Origin of the sequence: Streptomonospora arabica (assembly GCF_039531585.1) — a bacterium.
GTDB classification, from domain to species: Bacteria; Actinomycetota; Actinomycetes; order Streptosporangiales; family Streptosporangiaceae; genus Streptomonospora; species Streptomonospora halophila.
On record NZ_BAAAQI010000002.1, the window covers coordinates 220,607 to 237,506 of the forward strand.

At 75.3% G+C, this 16,900-nt stretch carries 12 protein-coding genes; 11 read left to right on the forward strand and 1 reads right to left on the reverse strand.

All coding sequences use genetic code 11. From position 1 onward, the window contains the following. Positions 1-62: 62 nt before the first annotated feature. The 7 genes from ABD284_RS04065 to ABD284_RS04095 all read left to right on the forward strand — a co-directional run bounded on the left by ABD284_RS04065 (position 63) and on the right by ABD284_RS04095 (position 7,910). Positions 63-1,172, forward strand: a complete 1,110-nt coding sequence (locus tag ABD284_RS04065; RefSeq protein ID WP_344140991.1) for an ABC transporter substrate-binding protein — start codon at positions 63-65, stop codon at positions 1,170-1,172. 69 nt (positions 1,173-1,241) lie between these two features. After that, positions 1,242-2,963, forward strand: coding sequence for a sugar ABC transporter ATP-binding protein (locus tag ABD284_RS04070; RefSeq protein WP_344140993.1), 1,722 nt, complete (start codon positions 1,242-1,244; stop codon positions 2,961-2,963). Continuing rightward, positions 2,960-3,922, forward strand: a complete 963-nt coding sequence (locus ABD284_RS04075) for an ABC transporter permease (RefSeq protein ID WP_344140994.1) — start codon at positions 2,960-2,962, stop codon at positions 3,920-3,922. Before ABD284_RS04070 ends, ABD284_RS04075 begins: the two co-directional genes overlap by 4 nt. Then, on the forward strand, positions 3,919-4,995 hold the full coding sequence (locus ABD284_RS04080) for an ABC transporter permease (RefSeq protein ID WP_344140995.1): 1,077 nt from the start codon (positions 3,919-3,921) through the stop codon (positions 4,993-4,995). Before ABD284_RS04075 ends, ABD284_RS04080 begins: the two co-directional genes overlap by 4 nt. A 220-nt stretch (positions 4,996-5,215) precedes the next feature. After that, complete coding sequence (locus tag ABD284_RS04085; RefSeq protein ID WP_344140996.1) at positions 5,216-5,884, forward strand: C39 family peptidase; 669 nt, start codon at positions 5,216-5,218, stop codon at positions 5,882-5,884. A 541-nt stretch (positions 5,885-6,425) separates the two neighbouring features. Beyond that, positions 6,426-7,019: a hypothetical protein gene (locus tag ABD284_RS04090; RefSeq protein WP_344140997.1), complete on the forward strand. Its 594-nt coding sequence runs from the start codon at positions 6,426-6,428 to the stop codon at positions 7,017-7,019. 57 nt (positions 7,020-7,076) lie between these two features. Beyond that, positions 7,077-7,910 carry a hypothetical protein gene (locus ABD284_RS04095; protein ID WP_344140998.1) on the forward strand — a complete coding sequence of 278 codons (834 nt, stop codon included), beginning with the start codon at positions 7,077-7,079 and terminating at the stop codon, positions 7,908-7,910. Between the two features lie 283 nt (positions 7,911-8,193). Here ABD284_RS04095 and ABD284_RS04100 read toward each other — a convergent pair whose 3' ends face one another. Beyond that, a complete protein-coding gene (locus tag ABD284_RS04100; RefSeq protein ID WP_344141000.1) occupies positions 8,194-9,048 on the reverse strand; it encodes an NAD(P)H-dependent oxidoreductase in 855 nt (284 codons plus the stop codon). Between the two features lie 679 nt (positions 9,049-9,727). On the opposite strand from ABD284_RS04100, the gene ABD284_RS04105 reads away from it, so the two are divergent. From ABD284_RS04105 to ABD284_RS04120, 4 genes are all read left to right on the forward strand, one after another. Continuing rightward, on the forward strand, positions 9,728-11,875 hold the full coding sequence (locus ABD284_RS04105) for a hypothetical protein (protein ID WP_344141001.1): 2,148 nt from the start codon (positions 9,728-9,730) through the stop codon (positions 11,873-11,875). A gap of 512 nt (positions 11,876-12,387) precedes the next feature. Next, positions 12,388-13,428 (forward strand): AAA family ATPase, encoded by a 1,041-nt coding sequence (locus ABD284_RS04110; RefSeq protein ID WP_344141003.1) that lies wholly within the window; start codon positions 12,388-12,390, stop codon positions 13,426-13,428. Between the two features lie 40 nt (positions 13,429-13,468). Beyond that, entirely contained in the window at positions 13,469-14,614 is a 1,146-nt protein-coding gene (locus tag ABD284_RS04115) for a DUF58 domain-containing protein (RefSeq protein WP_344141004.1), read from the forward strand. Beyond that, positions 14,602-16,857 (forward strand): transglutaminase TgpA family protein, encoded by a 2,256-nt coding sequence (locus tag ABD284_RS04120; protein WP_344141005.1) that lies wholly within the window; start codon positions 14,602-14,604, stop codon positions 16,855-16,857. Before ABD284_RS04115 ends, ABD284_RS04120 begins: the two co-directional genes overlap by 13 nt. Positions 16,858-16,900: the final 43 nt, after the last annotated feature.

Sequence of the window (16,900 nt, forward strand, 5' to 3'; positions counted from 1 at the left end):
GGCGAACGCGCGCACGGCGCGACCGACCGGCCCGCACATCCCTTCACTGGTGGAGGCTGGAAATGGCAACCGACCCCTCCGACCGCGCCGGGCGCTCCCCGCGCCGCACGGCTACGGTCTTCACCGCGGTCACCTGCACAGCGCTGACACTGCTGGCCACGTCCTGCGCACGCGGCGAGGACGAGGCCGCGGGCGGCCAGGACGGCGGCGACGCGGCCGCCCAGGCCCAGGTGCTCGACGAGGCCGCGGGCAGCGACGAGACCTGCTCCGCCGAGCAGGCCGGCATCGACGAGTTCGACCTCAAGGACATGAAGGTCGGGTTCTCCCAGTCCGAGGCGGAGTCGAACCCGTTCCGCATCACCGAGACCGCCTCCATCAAGAAGGAGGCCGAGAAGCGCGGCGTCGAGCTGATCACCGCCAACGCCCAGTCCGACTTCGCCCAGCAGATCAGCGACGTGCAGGACCTCATGTCGCAGGGCGCCGAGGTGCTGATCATCGCCCCGCTCAACTCCGACGGCTGGGAGCCGGTGCTGGCCGAGGCCGAGCGCAAGCAGGTGCCCATCGTCACCATCGACCGCCAGATCAACGGCGACGCCTGCAACGACTACGTCACCTTCATCGGGTCGGACTTCGTGGAGCAGGGCCGGCGCGCGGCCGACCAGATGATCGAGGCGCTGGGCGGCAAGGGCAAGGTGGCCATCCTGCTGGGCGCCGCCGGCAACAACGTCACCACCGAGCGCACCAAGGGCTTCAAGGAGCGCGTCGAGGAGAAGGCGCCGGACATCGAGATCGTCTTCGAGCAGACCGGCGAGTTCACCCGCGAGGGCGGCCAGTCGGTCACCGAGCAGCTCATCCAGTCCAACCCCGACATCGACGGGATCTACGCCGAGAACGACGAGATGGGCATCGGCGCGGTCACCGCGCTGCGCGGCGCCGGCAAGCAGCCCGGCGACGTCGAGATCGTCACGGTCGACGGCACCGAGGAGGCCGTGCAGCTCATCATCGACGGCTGGATCCACGGCGTCGTCGAGTCCAACCCGCGCTTCGGCCCGCTGGCCTTCGACGCCCACGAGTCCTTCGGCAAGGGTGAGGAGGTCCCGGTCGAGCTGATCATCTCCGACCGGGAGTACGACGCCGAGAACGCCGAGGAAGAGCTGCCCAATGCGTACTAGTCCCGGACCGGTGTCCGCGGCACGGCAGGCCCCGCCGGCGACGGAGCACATGAGGAGGAGACGGTGGCGATGACCGCTACCGCAGAGCAGGGCGGGTCCGGCGCCGCCGGTCCCGTCCTGCGGACCCGCGGACTCACCAAGCGGTTCCCCGGGGTGCTGGCCCTCGACGACGTCGACTTCGACCTCTCCCACGGCGAGGTGCACGCCCTGGTCGGCGAGAACGGGGCCGGCAAGTCCACCCTGATCAAGGTCCTCACCGGCGTCTACGCCCCCGACGGCGGAGAGGTGCGCTACCTCGGGGAGGCGGCCCGGTTCGACACGCCGCTGCGCGCCCAGCAGGCCGGGATCTCCACCATCTACCAGGAGGTGAACCTGATCCCGCTGCTCAGCGTGGCGCGCAACCTGTTCCTGGGGCGCGAGCCGCGGCGCTTCGGGCTGATCGACTTCGCGCGCATGCACCGCGAGGCGGCCGGCATCCTGCGCGACTACGGGGTCGAGGTCGACGTGACGCGGCCCCTGCAGGGGCTGTCCATGGGCGCGCGGCAGATGGTCGCGCTCGCCCGCGCGGTCGTCGCCGACGCCCGCGTGGTGATCATGGACGAGCCGACGTCCTCCCTGGAGCCGCGCGAGGTCGAGACGCTGTTCACGGTGATCGGCGGACTGCGTGAGCGGGGCATCACGGTGGTCTACGTCAGCCACCGGCTGGACGAGCTGTACCGGATCTGCGACCGCGTCACCGTCCTGCGCGACGGCCGGGTGGTCCACACCGGGGAGCTGGCCGGCCTGGAGCGCCTGCGGCTCATCTCGCTCATGCTCGGGCGGGAGGCCGAGCAGGTCGAGCGGCAGGGCGCCACCACCTTCGGCGGACCGCACGAGCGGCGCGCCGGGGAGCCGGTGCTGGTCGCCGAGGAGCTGGACGACCGGCATCGGCTGCACGGCGTCTCCCTGGCGATCCGCCCCGGCGAGGTGCTGGGGCTGGGCGGGCTGCTGGGCTCGGGCCGCACCGAGACCGCCCGCGCGATCGCCGGGGCGGCGGCGCTGCGGTCGGGCCGGATCACCGTGGCGGGCGTCCCGCTGCGCCGCCGGTCGACGGGCGCGGCGATCGCCGCCGGTATCAGCATGCTGCCCGAGGACCGCAAGAGCGAGGGCATCATCCCCGAGCTGTCGGTGCGGGAGAACATCGCGCTGGCGGCGATGCCGCGGCTGTCCCGGTTCGGGCTGGTCTCCGAGCGGCGGATCGACCGGGTGGTGGACGTGTTCGTCGAGCGGCTGCGCATCAAGTCGGCCGGCACCCGGCAGAAGGTCGCCGAACTGTCCGGCGGCAACCAGCAGAAGGTGCTGCTGGCGCGCTGGCTGGCGCTCAACCCCCGGGTGCTGCTGCTCGACGAGCCCACCCGCGGTATCGACGTCGGCGCGAAGGCGGAGGTGCAGCGCCTGGTCGACGAGCTCGCGACCGAAGGGCTCGGGGTCCTGCTGATCTCCTCGGACCTGGAGGAGCTGATCGAGGGCGCCGACCGGGTGGTGGTGCTCAAGGACGGCTCCGTCGTGGGCGAGCTGAGCGGCGACGAGGTCAGCGAGGGCGCGCTGATGCGGGCCATCGCCGACGCCGACGCCGACACCGCCGACGCGGACGCCGACCGCGGCGGCCGCGGGGACGCAGGCGGGGCCGCGGCCGAAGGCGCCGGCGGGCCCGGCGGCCCGGAGGAGCACGAGGGCGGTGCCGACCGCGCCGGCCCGCGGGCGGGCGCGGCCGCAGGCGACACGACGCCGGGAAGGGAGGGTGCCCGATGACCGCGATCGGCATGCCCGCTGTGCGCATCGACCGCACGCGGGTCGTCCCCTGGCTGCAGGAGTACGGCGTCTACATCGGCGTGGCGGCGCTGCTGGTGTTCAACATCGCCCTCACCCCGCACTTCCTGTCCCTGGAGAACTTCCGCACCCAGGCGGTGCAGGTCACCCCGGTGCTCATCCTCTCGCTGGGGATGGCGCTGGTGATCGCCACCGGCGGCATCGACCTGTCGGTGGGGTCGGTGATGGCGCTGGCGGCGGCGATGATCTCGCTGTACCTGGGCTACGGCCCCGTCGTCGCCGTGCTGGTGGCCCTGGTAGCGGGGGCCGCGGCGGGCGCGGTCAACGGCGCTCTGGTGGCCTTCGCCGGAGTGCAGGCCATCGTCGCCACGCTGGCGATGATGATCGGCGGCCGCGGATTGTCGCTGGTGCTGCTGCCCCAGCTCGACGGCATCCGCAACCCCGCTATCCGCGAGCTGGGCGCGGGCGACGCGTTCGGCGTGCCCTACCTGGTGTGGATCTCGGCGGTGCTCGTGGCGGTCGTCGTGTTCGTGGTGCGGCGCACCGTCTTCGGCCGCCGGATCGTGGCCATCGGCGGCAACCGCCGGGCGGGCGAGCTCTCCGGGCTGCCGGTGCGGCGCACGCTGCTGGCCGTGTACGTGCTCTGCGGGCTCTTCGCGGCCGTCGCGGGCGTGCTGGCCACGGCGCGGCTCCAGGCCAGCGACCCCAACTCCATCGGCCGGCTGATCGAGCTGTCGGCGATCACGGCCGTGGTCGTCGGCGGCACCCCGCTGCAGGGCGGGCGTGTGCGCATCGCCGGCACGGTAGCGGGCGCGGTGCTGATGCAGCTGCTCGTCTCGACCCTGATCAAGCACGACCTGCCGCCGTCGTGGACGCAGATCGCTCAGACCGCGGTGATCATCGCGGCGGTCTACGTGGCGAGGGAGCGTGGGAGGAAATGACCACGGTGAAAAGCACGGCCGCGCCCGGCACCGGCCTCCCGGGCGGGCCCGGCGGCAGCGGCGGCAGCGGCAGCGGCAGCGGCAGCGGCGGAGGACGCCCGGTGTTCGGCTCCGGGCGGGGCGGCGGCTCGGCCGCCGAGTTCGTCCAGCGGCACGGCGCGCTGGTGGTCCTAGTGGCCGTGCTGGCCGTCGCGGCACTGACGATCGACGGCTTCTTCAGCCTGGGCAACCTCAACCACATCGCCGTCGGCGCGGCGTTCCCCGCCATCATCGCGCTGGGCATGACGTTCGTGATCGTCACGGGCGGCATCGACCTGTCGGTGGGCACCGTGTTCGCGCTGGCGGGGGTGCTGGCCGCGTGGGCGTCGCAGTACGGCAGCCTGGCCGCGCTCGCCCTTCCGCTGGCGGTGTGCGCGCTGATCGGCGCGCTCAACGGGGTGCTCATCGCCAAGGCGCGGCTGGCGCCCTTCATCGTCACGCTGGCGACGATGCTGGGTGCCTGGGGACTGATGCTGGCCGTCTCCGACGAGGGCACCGAGACCTACGTGGTGCCCGACGGGCTCGCCATCACGCCGATGGTCCAGGACCGCTTCTTGGGCATCGGCTACCCGGTGCTGCTGGTGGTGGTGCTGTTCGCCGTCGGCGGGGTGGCCCTGCGCCGCACCGGATGGGGCCAGAACATCTACGCCGTCGGCGGCAACGAGGACGCGGCCGCGCTGATGGGCGTGCCGGTGGCGCGCACCAAGATCACCGCCTACACGCTCTCCGGTCTGCTCGCCGGGCTGGCCGGTGCGCTGAACGCGGTGTGGCTGGGTTCGGGCGTGACCATCTTCGGTATCGGCATCGAGCTGGACGCCATCTCGGCGGTGGTCATCGGCGGCACCCTGCTGGCCGGCGGCTACGGCTTCGTGTCGGGCTCGCTGGTGGGCGTGCTGCTGCTGAACGTCATCCAGAACATCATCAACGGGATCGGCGGGCTGAGCTCAGCCTACCAGCAGGTGGTCAGCGGGTCGTTCCTGATCGTGGTGGTGCTGGCGCAGAACTACCTGAGCAGGCGGCGGGAGCGGGTCTGAGCGGCCAGCCGCCGGGCGCCGGCGCACGTCTGACGCCCGCCGCCGCCCGGCGGTCGCGCACAGCCTCCGCCGGGCCTGCGACGCGCCCGAACGGCCGCCGGTTCCCGGCGCACCCCCGCGATCGAAGCCCCGCTGGGCGGACGGTACGGTCCTCCGGTTCCGTTCTGCCGCAGGCGCGCTGACGGTCGCCTCGACCGCCGCGCGCCCGTCTGGAGGTCACATGCACGGTTTCCGTCTGGCCGTCGGCGCGCTGGGCGCCGCCGGCGTCCTCATCGCCGGGGCTGCTCCCGCCGCGGCCGAGCCCGCTACCGCGCCCTCTCCCGGTTCCACGGTCGTCGGCACGTCCCAGGCCCCCGCTCCCACAGCGTCGCCCCTGGCCGAGGCCCCCGTCCGCTACGAGGTCAAGCACAAGGCCTGGGAGCAGAAGGAGCCCTCCTGGTGCGCTCCGGCGAGTGTGCAGCTCAGCCTGCGCACCTTCGGGGTGTACGTCACCCAGGACACGCTCGCCGACAAGATGGGCACCGACTCGGTCGGTACCTCCGGCGCCGACATGGAGCGCGTCTACGACTCCTATCTGGAGGACGAGGGCTACGAGATGTCCTGGTCCACCGCCCAGGACCCCGAAGCGCTCATGGACGCCGTGTCCTACGACGTCGGCGTGCTGCACAAGGCCATCCCGCTCGGCGTGTGGGGCGCGGAGGCGTCCTGGATCGGTGCCGACGAGAACTTCGGCCACGTGGTCTCGGTTCGCGGCTACGACAAGGAGAAGGACACGTTCACCATCTGGGACCCGTGGCTCGGTGGCTACGGCGGCCACCACACGGTCTCGGCCGACGACCTGGCCGACGCGGCCCAGAGGAACGGCCTCGCCTACGTCCACAGGCTCTGAGCCCGGGCCCCGCTGACGCGGGTCCGAACGCCTCCGGCCCCCACGCCCCCCTGCCCCGCGACATGGTGGATCCCGGAGGCCCGTGACGCGGCCGCGACGCCGCCGTGCGCCGTCGCGCAACCGCGCCCGCCCGACCGCGCCCCTTCCCGCGCCGCTCCGGCGGCCCGGGAAGGGGCGCTTCGTCCTCTCCCGCACCGCGGCGGCTCCGAGCGCGCCGAGACCGGACGGTTCAACCGGTCCGGCCGGTCCGGCGCGTCCGGCGGACGCTCCTGCGAACGCCGCAGGCCCATTACGGACCGGCGTTCGCGCCTCGACGGCCCGTCCGAACGGCGGAGCGGGCCCGCGGCGGACCCTTACCGCGGCGCGACATCGCCGTCGCGGCCACCGCATCGCCCCAGGCCGGAGCGTTCGCGGCCCGCATCGGCCCCGTGACCGGCCCATTGTCCGCGATTTACCCGGCAATGGCGGGGTAGCCCTCGGTCGAAGGCCAACCCGGCCCGCGGCGGGCGGGGTACGGACGGCATCGAGGAGGCCGATCGGCATGGACACCGGCCTGGTGATCACGATCGTCGTGGTCCTCGTACTGATCGCGGCCGCGGCGGTCCTCGCCGTGCCGTGGCAGCGCAGCAGGCGGCTGCGCTCGCGCTTCGGCCCCGAGTACGAGCGTGCCGTGCAGGAGCACGGCGACCGCCGCGCCGCGGAGCGCGAGCTGACCGAACGCGAGCGGCGCCACGCCGAGCTCGGCCTGCGGCCCCTCTCCGAAGGCGCGCGCCGCAGGTTCGAGGCGGACTGGGACAGCGTGCAGGAGCGGTTCGTCGACTCGCCGGAGGACGCCGTCCGCCAGGCGCACGGCCTGGTCGACCGGCTGATGACCGAGCGCGGATACCCCTCCGGCGACGACGACCGCCGCATCGCCGACCTCTCCGTCGAGCACGGCGGCACCGTCGACCGCTACCGCCGGGCGCGCGCCGCGAGCGAGCGCAGCGCGGCCGGCGAAGCGTCGACCGAGGACCTGCGATCGGCGATGGTGCACTTCCGCGCTCTGTTCCACGAGCTGCTCGGCGACGGCTCCACGGCCTCCGCCGGTTCCGCCGGTTCCGACACCGCCGACCCCGGCGATCCCGCCGCCCGCTGACCCCTGACCGCCAGCCGCTCCGGGTGCGCCCGCGCCCGGCCGAAGGGAGTTCCGGAGATGGACAACCCGCTCAAGCGCAAGAACGAGGCCGCGGCGGACCCCGGCGCCGAGCGCGGCCGGCAGGAACCGGAGGATTCCGGCGCCGCCGCGGCAGGGGCCGGTACCGGGTCGGGCTCCGGCCGCGAGGGGGATCGCGGGCAGGACAGGGCGGCGGCCGGCGGCGCTGCGCGGTCCGGAGGCGACGGCAGGGCCGGCGCCTCGGCGGGCGCACAGCCGTCCTCCGCCGGGAGCGGGGCCTCCGGGTCCGAGTCGGCGGCGCATCCGCCGAAGACCCCCGCCAAGGCCTTCGTGGGTGTGCGGGCGGGTTCGGCCGCCAGGCGGCGGCAGGGGGCCGCGCCGGCCCAGGCCGCCGAGACCGCCGGATCGGGTACGGACACCGAGCAGGCGAAGGCGCCCGCGGCCCCCGCCGAAGGGGCGGCACCCGCCGCGTCGAAGCCCGCGGAGGCCGGCGCGTCCGGGGCCCCGGCACCCGCCGGGTCGGCCGCGCCCGCCCAGTCGGCCCGCCCCTCCGCTGACGGACGGCCGTCCCGGAGCGGCGCCGACACCGACGAGCGGGGCGCCGAGCTGTTCTCCGGCGAGGAGGCCCGCCGCCTCCAGCAGCGGTGGCGCGACGCGCAGAGCGACTTCGTCGACGACCCGCGCGCAGCCGTAGGCACCGCCGACGAGCTCGTCGGCGAGGTGCTGCGCACACTGCAGGAGCGGCTGGCGGCGCACAAGCGCACGCTGGAGGGGCGCTGGGCCGAGGGAGCCGAACCCGACACCGAGGACCTGCGCACGACCATGCGGAGCTACCGCACCTTCTTCCGCCAGGTGCTGCGCGCCGAGGACTGACAGTGAGGATGTGTAGTGGCTTCTCCGCTGGATCTGACTCACGGACTGACCGACGCCGATGGACTGTCCATTACCGGATATGTCGGTCCGTGCGGAGAGCCACCGCACGCGAGGTCTACCGGGTCCTGACAAAGCCGGATCGAGATGCCGACACCGCAGGCCCAACCGCCCTACACGACCTCACGCAAGCCGCTTGACATCCATAGGAGCATCCGGCCCGCGTCGGCCGCCGCCCGTGCGGGAGCCGGGGACGGCGGGCCCGCACCGCCGCGGTCCGGGCGTCTCACGCAGAGGGGCGGCCCGGGACCCGCGGACCGGTGCCGTCCTTGGACTCGGCGGCGGGCGGCCGCCCGTCGGGGCCGAAATCGGCCCGGTGCGCGCTCAGGCCGGTTCGGCCGGGCGCCGTGTCCGGGCTGAGCACGAGGTCGTCGTCGTAGTCGGCGCTGTTCTCGTGCCGGTAGGCGATGGGTTCGGCGGTGTCCAGCTCGGCGAGGCGCTTGCGCAGCTGCGCCGCGTTGGCGGCGAACGCCTCGTTGTCGGCGCGGTCGGCGCCGTAGACGACGAACGGCGGCAGCGCTGCCGCGCCGGTGTACCAGAATGTGCCGTGCAGCAGGGGGAACAGCACCTCGTCGACCTGGCCGTGCACGCCCCGGGCACCGAACCCGGACTCGCGCGCGCCCACGGAGGTGACGATCAGAGCGCGCTTGCCGACCAGCCCGCCGTCGCCGTAGCGCCTGGTGCGCCCCCGGTCGTCCTTCAGCCCGAATGCGAAGCCCTGCACGAGCACGCGGTCGAACCAGCCCTTGAGGATCGCGGGCGGGCCGAACCACCACAGCGGGAAGTGGAAGACCAGGACGTCGGCCCACTCGATCTTCTCCTGCTCGCCGCGCACGTCGGCGCCGAGCCGCTGCTCCTGGTAGGCGCGCTCCTGGGCGTCCCCGACGAACAGCCGGTCGCAGCCCGCGCCGCCGACCCCGCGGAAGTCGGCGGGGTCGACGACGGGCTTGAAGTCCATCCCGTAGAGATCGGAGACGCGGTGTTCGTGGCCGAGCGCCTCCAGCTCGTCCAGCCCCTCGTCCATCAGGGAACCGTTGAGGGAGCGCCGTTCGGGGTGGGCGAACACCCAGAGGATCTTCATGGTCCGATACTGCCTTATGGGTGGCGGCCTGGATCAAGGGTTTCGCCGTAGCGCGATTCCGCGGCGGCCCATCGGGCATCCCGGAGAATCCGGGCGCCGACGCCGGGATGAATTCCCGGCGGCGAACAGTCGGCCCGGCGCGATCGGACCGGCATGCGTCCGCCGACGCGCGGCGGCCGGCGCGTGCGCGGAATGCGCCGCCTTGACCGGGGGATTCCTGCGATTTGCGTTCGGAATCTCCGGGCGCCTGCGGCCGGGCCCCGAGAACGGCGGGGAGCCCCGCCGCGCCCGGCGTGCGTGCGCGCCCGGCGCACCGCCGAGCGCGCGTTGCCGGCGGGCGTGAGCCCGCGCCGCGGCGGCAGGGAGAAGCCTCGCGCGGGGGCCGCCACTCGGAAATCCACAACCCCGGGATCGCCTTTTTTCACGGTGGGGATCCGAGTAAAGTTCCTGGAGCGGTAGGTCCGAGAATTCGTATTCCCGAACGAGGCGACGCAGCTCCATAGCTGAGAGTAGTGGCGGGCGGCACGAGCGCAACCGCATCGACCAGATGTCTCCGCTGCTCACAGCACGGCCGACCGGTGCCCCTCCCCGGTCCGGCGGACACTTCGGGCAGCGGCGGCGCCGCCGCAGGGCATGGCCCCGCGTTCTTCACCCCCGGAGGAATGGACAGGAGACCCCCTTGCGCCACCAGCACGGCTCCCCGCGCACACGCTTCGGCCGACCCGCAGCGGGCGCGGCCGTCGCGGGCCTGGCCACCGCGCTCGTCGGCAGCGCGGTGTTCGGTGTCGGCGCCTTCAGCCGCCTCGACGACCTCTCGGACGGCTCCACCTGGCTGTGGAGCGCGGTCACCGGCGAGGTCATCCGCGTCAACGCCAACAACGGCCGGGTCGACCTGGTCCACTCCGTCGACGGCGCCGAGGACCATCCGGTGCGCCTGGCGCAGAACAACCGGCACCTGGTGCTGCACGACCTCGAAGCCGGCTCGCTGACCTCGGTGAACCTGGCGCGCATGGAGTTCACCGGTGAGTCCGGGATCGGCTCGGCCGACGACAACCGCTTCGTCCTGGGCCGCGGCGCCGCGGTCATCATCGCCGAGGAGCGCGGCGAGGTCCGCCGCGTCGACCCCGAGACCCTGCGGCCCGCGGGCGAACCGCTGCGCCTGGGCGGCCGCCTGGTCGGCGGGCAGTTCGACGCCGAGGGCGTGCTGTGGGTGGCCTCCCCGTCGCAGGGCACCGTCGTGGGCATCGACACCCGCTCCGAACAGCCGGAGGTCGTCGAGAGCGTGCCCGTGGGCGATCCCGGCGACGACCTCGCGATCACCGTGCTCGACTCCGGCGCACTGGCGGTGAACACCGACTCCGACGAGCTCAGCGTGGTGACCGGCGGGTCGGCCGACACGGTGGAGTCGCCGGTCGGCGTGAGCGGCGCCGAGGTCACCGACCGCACCGAGGGCGGACTCGCCGCGGTCACGGTCCCCGACACCTCGTCCGTGGTCGCGGTCGAAGGCCTGCCCGACGACCCGCGGGTGCGGACGTTCACCGTGCACGGCACCCGCCCCGACGCCGCGGTGCCCTTCGCCGGCGACGTCTACGTGCCCTACTCCGAGGAGGGCCTGGTCCGCAGGTTCTCCAGCGACGGGCGGCAGCGCACCACCATCCGCGTGCCGGACGCCGGCGAGAGCCCGCTGGAGCTGGAGGTCCGCGACGAGCACCTGTTCATCAACGCGCCCGAGTCGGAGTCGGCCCTCGTCGTCGATTCCGACGGCGGTGTGCGCAAGGTGAGCAAGTACGACACCGATCCCCGGGCCGACGGCCCGGGCGGCGCCGAGAACCAGGGCGAGCGCCCGGGCGGCGACAGCGCCGATCCCTACGTCGAGGGCCCCGACGGCGGCGGCTACGTGCCCGAGCAGCCCGACCTGCCCGATGCCAGCACGCCCGAGGACCTGCCCGAGCCTCCCGGCCGCCCCGAAGGCGGCCGCGGCGAGGAGGCGCGTCCCGAGGAGCACGAGGACGGATACGAGGAGCCGTCCGCCGAACAGCCGCCCCGGCCCCAGGACGTTCCCGACCTGCCCGACGGCGAATGGGCGCCGGGCGACGGCCAGGGCGGGGAGCAGGGCGAGCAGGGCGGCGGGGGCGGGGGCGGCCTGCCCGACCTGCCCCCCGGCGGAAACGGCGGCGAGGGCCCCGGATCCGGCGGCGGGGACGACGATGACGAGGAGTCCGAGGACGGCTCGGACGACGGCGGTCTGCCCGACCTGCCCGGCGGCGGCATCCTCGATCCCCAGGACCCCGAACCCCCGGAGTCCGGGGACGACGAGAACGACGAGGACCACGAGGGCGACGGCGGCGACGGCGACCAGAGCGGGGATGACGACGACTCCGCCGAGGGAGACGACGAGGCCCCCGGGGAGGAGGACGACGGCGGCGCGGCTCCCGGCGGAGGTCCCGACGGCGGAGATGAAGGAGGAGACGACGGCGACGGCGGCGGAACCGGTACGGAGGAGCCCGAGGACGGCGGCGACACCCCCGATCCCGCGGATCCCGGCGACACTCCGCCCCCCGAAGGCCCCCAAGACCCCGAACCCCCGGTCACCGATCCCGGGACCGACCCCGATCCCGGAGACGACGTGCCGCCGGAGAGCGGCGGCTCCGGCGGTGGCCCGGGCGACGCCCCGCCCGAAGGGGGCACCGGCGGACCGCAGAACGGGTCCGAACAGCCGGAGGCACCCGCCGACGGCGGAACAGGCGGAACGGGACCCGGCGGAACTCCGGAGCAGGACGACGCCTCCGACACCACACCGGACGCCGATGCCGAGCCCGCGTCCTGACGCGTGTGACCGAAGGGAGGGGACGGGGCGCCTGCGCAAGGCTCCGCCGAGCCCGCCCGGACCGAGCCGCGGCGCCGGGCGGGCGGCGAGCGCGCAGGCGTGGCGCACCCCTGGCCCCCCCCGAACCCGACTGTCCGCAGCACGACAGGGAGGAGGCGCCGCCATGGGCCGGGCGACCGGAGCCGCCGCGCGGCACCCCGCCCCGCTGCGCCCGGTCGGCCCCGGCGGCCGCTCCGATCGGCCGCCGGGGCTCCGCCGGCGTGGCACCGCGCACCGTCTCGCCCCGGGGCGCCGCCGTGCGGCGGCCTCGGCACGGGCACGCGCCGAACGGCGCTCTCCTCAGACGCCGGCCGACTGCACAGGCCCCGGCCCGCCCTGCGCTCCGAAGACACGCCTCCGCCGCGCGGCCGGCACCGGGCGCGACGGAGCCCCCGCTGCCCCGGTACCGCACCGCCCGGCCTCCCGGCACCGCGGCACCGCCCGACCCGACCGCACGATGCGGAGACTCCACTATGACGACCTCGGCCCCCCGCACCGCTCCCGACAGCGTCCCCCGGTCCGGCGCCGACTCCCCCGCCCCGACGCTGACCGGGTCGGAGGCCGCCGAGCACGCGGCGGCCTTCCGGCGGCTGGCCGCCGAAGTGGGCTCGGCCGTCCTCGGCAAGACCGACATGGTCCGCCTCGCCCTCGTCGCCATGCTCAGCGAGGGCCACGTGCTGCTGGAGGACGTGCCCGGCGTCGGCAAGACCACGCTGGCGCGCGCGGTCGCCGCGGCGACCGACGGGGAGTGGCACCGCATCCAGTTCACCCCCGACCTGCTGCCCTCCGACGTCACCGGCGTCCCCGTGTTCAACCAGGACACCCGCGAGTTCCAGTTCCACCCCGGCCCGGTCTTCGCCAACGTCGTCGTCGCCGACGAGATCAACCGCGCCTCGCCCAAGGCGCAGTCGGCGCTGCTGGAGGTGATGGAGGAGCGCCAGGTCACCGTCGACGGCCGGCGCTACCCCGTGCCGCGCCCCTTCCTCGTGGTCGCCACGCAGAACCCGGTCGAGATGGACGGCACCTACCGGCTGCCCGAGGCCCAGCTCGACCGGTTTTTGATCCGGCTGTCCCTGGGCTATCCCGACACCGACTCCGAGCTCGCCATCATGCGCGGGGACCGGCTCAAGAGCACCGACGAGCTGACGGCGGTCGTCGGCGGCGAACAGCTCGCACGCATGGCCGCTGCCGCCACGCGGGTACACATCCACGACGCCGTGTACCGCTACGCGCTGGACCTGGCCCACGCCAGCCGCGCGCACGACGAGATCCACGTCGGCGTCTCCCCGCGCGCCACGGCGGCGCTGATGCGCGCGCTGCGCATGTACGTGCTCACCGAAGGCCGCCACTACGCCACGCCCGAGGACGTCAAGGCGCTGGCCGTGCCCGTGTGGGCCCACCGGCTGGTGCCGGCCGCGGGCTCGGCGATCAGCGGGCGCAGCCCGGCCGACGTCCTCAGCGAGATCGTCGACCGCACGCCCGCTCCCCACGCCGTGCGGCTGGCCGATGGCTGAGGCGGGCGGCGACGCGCGGGAGCGGCCGGGGAGCGGCGCCGTGCTGCCGACCGCCCGCGGTTGGCTGGTGCTGGCCGGCGGCGCCGCCCTGCTCGTCGCGGGCGCCGGGTTCGGCTACCGGGAGCTGCTGGTGCTGGGCGCGGTGCCCTTCGCCGTTGTCCTGGTGTCGGTGGCCCTGGTGGGCCGGCTGCGTCCGATGCAGGTGCGGCGTTCGGTCGCCACACCGCGGGTCTCGCCGGGCGACGAGGTCGAGGTCGTCTTGGGCACCGACGAGGACGGCCGCGGCCGGGGCGCGCACCTGCTCGCCGACCGGGTCGCCGGCCCGACCGGAGCGCGGTCGGTGGAACTGCCCGCGACCCGGTCCGGCGACCCCCGGCCGGCGGGCTACCGGCTGCGGGCCGAGCGGCGCGGCGTGCTCGACCTGGGACCGCTGGAGTCGCGGCGGCGCGACCCGCTGGGCCTGGCGGCTGCCCGGCGCGTCTCCGGCGGGACCGACCGAATCTGGGTGCACCCCCGGTGGGAGACGCTGGGCGCGATGCCCGTCGGCCGCAGCGACGACCCGCAGGGCGTGTTCGACGGCGGGCGCGCGGGCAGCGTCAGCTTCCACACCCTGCGCGACTACGTAGCGGGCGACGACGTGCGGCACATCCACTGGCGCAGCACGGCACGCCAGGGCAAGCTCATGGTGCGCGAGCACCTGGACACCTCCCACACGCGCATCAGCGTCGTGGCCGACGACCGCGGCGGCGCGGCCGGCGACGAGCTCGCTGCCCTGGATGAGGTCGCGAGCGCGGCGGCCTCGGTCGTGGCGGCGGCGGTCGAGGGGCGGTGGGCCTGCGAGCTGCGGCTGGTGGGCGGACGGTCGGTCGAGAGCACCGGTCGGTTGGCGCCGATGCTCGACCTGCTCGCCGAGGCGCACCCGAACCCGGGCGCCGACCTCGCCCGTGAGCTGTGGCGGCTGCGCAACCGCCCCTTCGGCGACACCGCGGTGCTGGTCAGCGCGTCGATCACGGCGGCCGAGGCGCGGATGTTCGCGCGGCTGGGCGAGGTGTACCCGCGGCTGGTGCTGATCGTGCTGCGCCGGTACGGCCGACCGCTCGGCGCCGTTCCCGGCGTGACGGTGGTCGACGCCGGCGACGCCCGCGACCTGACCGCACGCTGGAACGGTGAGCGGTGGTCGGCGTGAACCGGGCGGCCGCGGCGGCGCGGGCGGCGGTGGTCCTGGCGGCGCTGGTCGCGGCGGGTGCCGCGCCGGGGCTCGCGGTGGCGCCGGGTTATGTCCAGCCCGCGCCGGTCGCCGCGCTGCTCGCCGGGTGGTCGGCGGCGGCCGTGCTGGTCACGGCGCTGCTGCGTAGCCGGCTGGGTCCGGTCGCCGCCTTGGCGGCCGGGCTTCCGCTCGCCTTCGGCGGCGTGGCGGTGCTGGTGGCCGCGGTACCGGGGCCCCGCGACGACCTGTGGTGGGGAACCGTGGACGCCGTCGCCCACTCCGGCGCCCGCATCCTGACGACCTCGCTGCCGACGGCCGTGGCCGCCGACACGCTGGCGCTGCCGGCCCTGGGCGTGTGGCTGGCGGGCGCCGCCTCGGTTCTGGCGGTGCGGGCCGGATCCCCGCTGACGGCGCTGCTGTGCCCGCTGGTGGCGCTGGCGGGCGCCGCCGTGCTCAACGGTCCCGACATCAAGCCGGCCTACTACCCCGCGGCGCTGTTCGCACTGGCGGCGGTGGTGCTGCTGGCGGCCGCCGCCGACTCCTCGCCGGGACCGGGCGGCGGAGCCGGCCCCGCAGGCACCGGCGCCGCGGTGGCTCCGATCACCGCCCGCCGCACCCGGTCCGGGCGCATCGCGGGCGCGCTGCCGCGGGCGCTGAGCCTGAGCGCGGTGCTGGCGCTGGTGGCCGGGCTGACCGCCTACGTCGGACCGCTGGCCCTTTACGGCGCGCCGATCCGCCCGGCCGACCCCCGCGCCGCGGTCGTGCCGCCCGAGGAGGACACCGCGGCGGTGAGCCCGCTGAGCTACCTCGCCGGCTGGTCCGCCGAGCCCGGCCGGCGGCTGCTGCGCGTCGCCTCCGATCAGCCGACGGAGCTGCGGTGGGTCACGCTGTCCGGCTTCGACGGCGTCACCTGGCTGCCCGCCGGCCGCTACCGCGCCTCCTCGCAGGTCCTGCCGGAGCCCGAGCACGAGGTTCCGCCGGGGCGGCCGCGGCGGGTGACCGTCGACGTCGAGGAGCTGCCCGGGCACTGGCTTCCGGCGGCCGGGCTGCCGCGGCGGGTGGAGGGGACCCCGGTCGCCTTCGAGCCCGCGTCGGCCACACTGCGCACCCGCAGCGGCGCGGCCGCGGGGCTCCACTACCGGGTGGTGGGCAGTGCGCCGGAGTACCGCGAGCCCGACCTGAAGCAGGCCGGCGAGCCCGACCGGGAGGAGTTCGCGGAGTACCTGGAACTTCCCGCGGGCGCCCCTGAGGAGATCGAGCGGATCGCCGAGGCCTATGGCGACGGCACGCCCTACGAGCGCGCGAACCGCCTGGCCGGCCACCTGCGCGCCAACTACGGTTTCGCACCCGAGGCGCCCGGCGGGCACGGCTACGCCAACCTCGCCGAACTGCTGGTGCCGCCGCACGAGCAGGGCGGCGGCGGCACCTCCGGTCAGTTCGCGAGCGCGTTCGCGCTGCTGGCGCGGGCGTCGGGACTGCCGAGCCGCGTGGTCGTCGGCTTCGGCAAGGGCACCGCGATCGACGGCGGCGACAGCCGGCTGATCCGCTCCGGCGACGCCGTGGCCTGGGGCGAGGTCTACCTGAAGGGCGTGGGCTGGGCGCCGTTCGACGTCACTCCGGGCGATCCCAAGCGCAACGGCGCCGACACCGGATCCGAGGCGGGCGCGGGCGGCGGCTCCGGCGGGCAGGCGGGCGCGGGCGCCGCGCAGCAGGAGGGCGGGTTCCTCCGGATCACCGGCACCCCGCTGGACGTCGCCTACGCCTGGGAGTTCGCCGGGCGCAGCGGCGCGGGCGCGGCGACGGCCGTGGTGCTCGCGGCGCTGGTCGCCGGCGTCCTGCGGGGGGTGCGGCGCGGGGTCCGGCTCGGCGCGCGCGACCCCCGGCGCAGGCTCGCGGGCGCGTGGTGGGAGCTGCGCGACGGACTGCGCCTGGCCGGCGCGGCACCGCGCCCCGCCGACACCGTCACCGACGTGCTGGCACGGTCCGACGGCCTGCTTCCGCCGCCCGGAGGCGGCAGGCGCGAGTGGGCGCTGGGGCGGGCCCTGAACGCGATGGCCTTCGTGCCGCCCCAGGAGCGCGCCGACCGGGTCGGCGCGGCGGAGGCGGCCGCCGCCTCCGCGGAGGTGCGCGCCTACACGGCCGCGCTGCGCCGCCGCGCGGGCCGGGGCCGCCGCCTGCTGTGGTGGGTCGACCCGCGACCGCTTTTCTGGAGGCGCCGATGAGGACAGCACGGCATCGCAGGGCGGCGCCCTCGGCCCGCGTCCG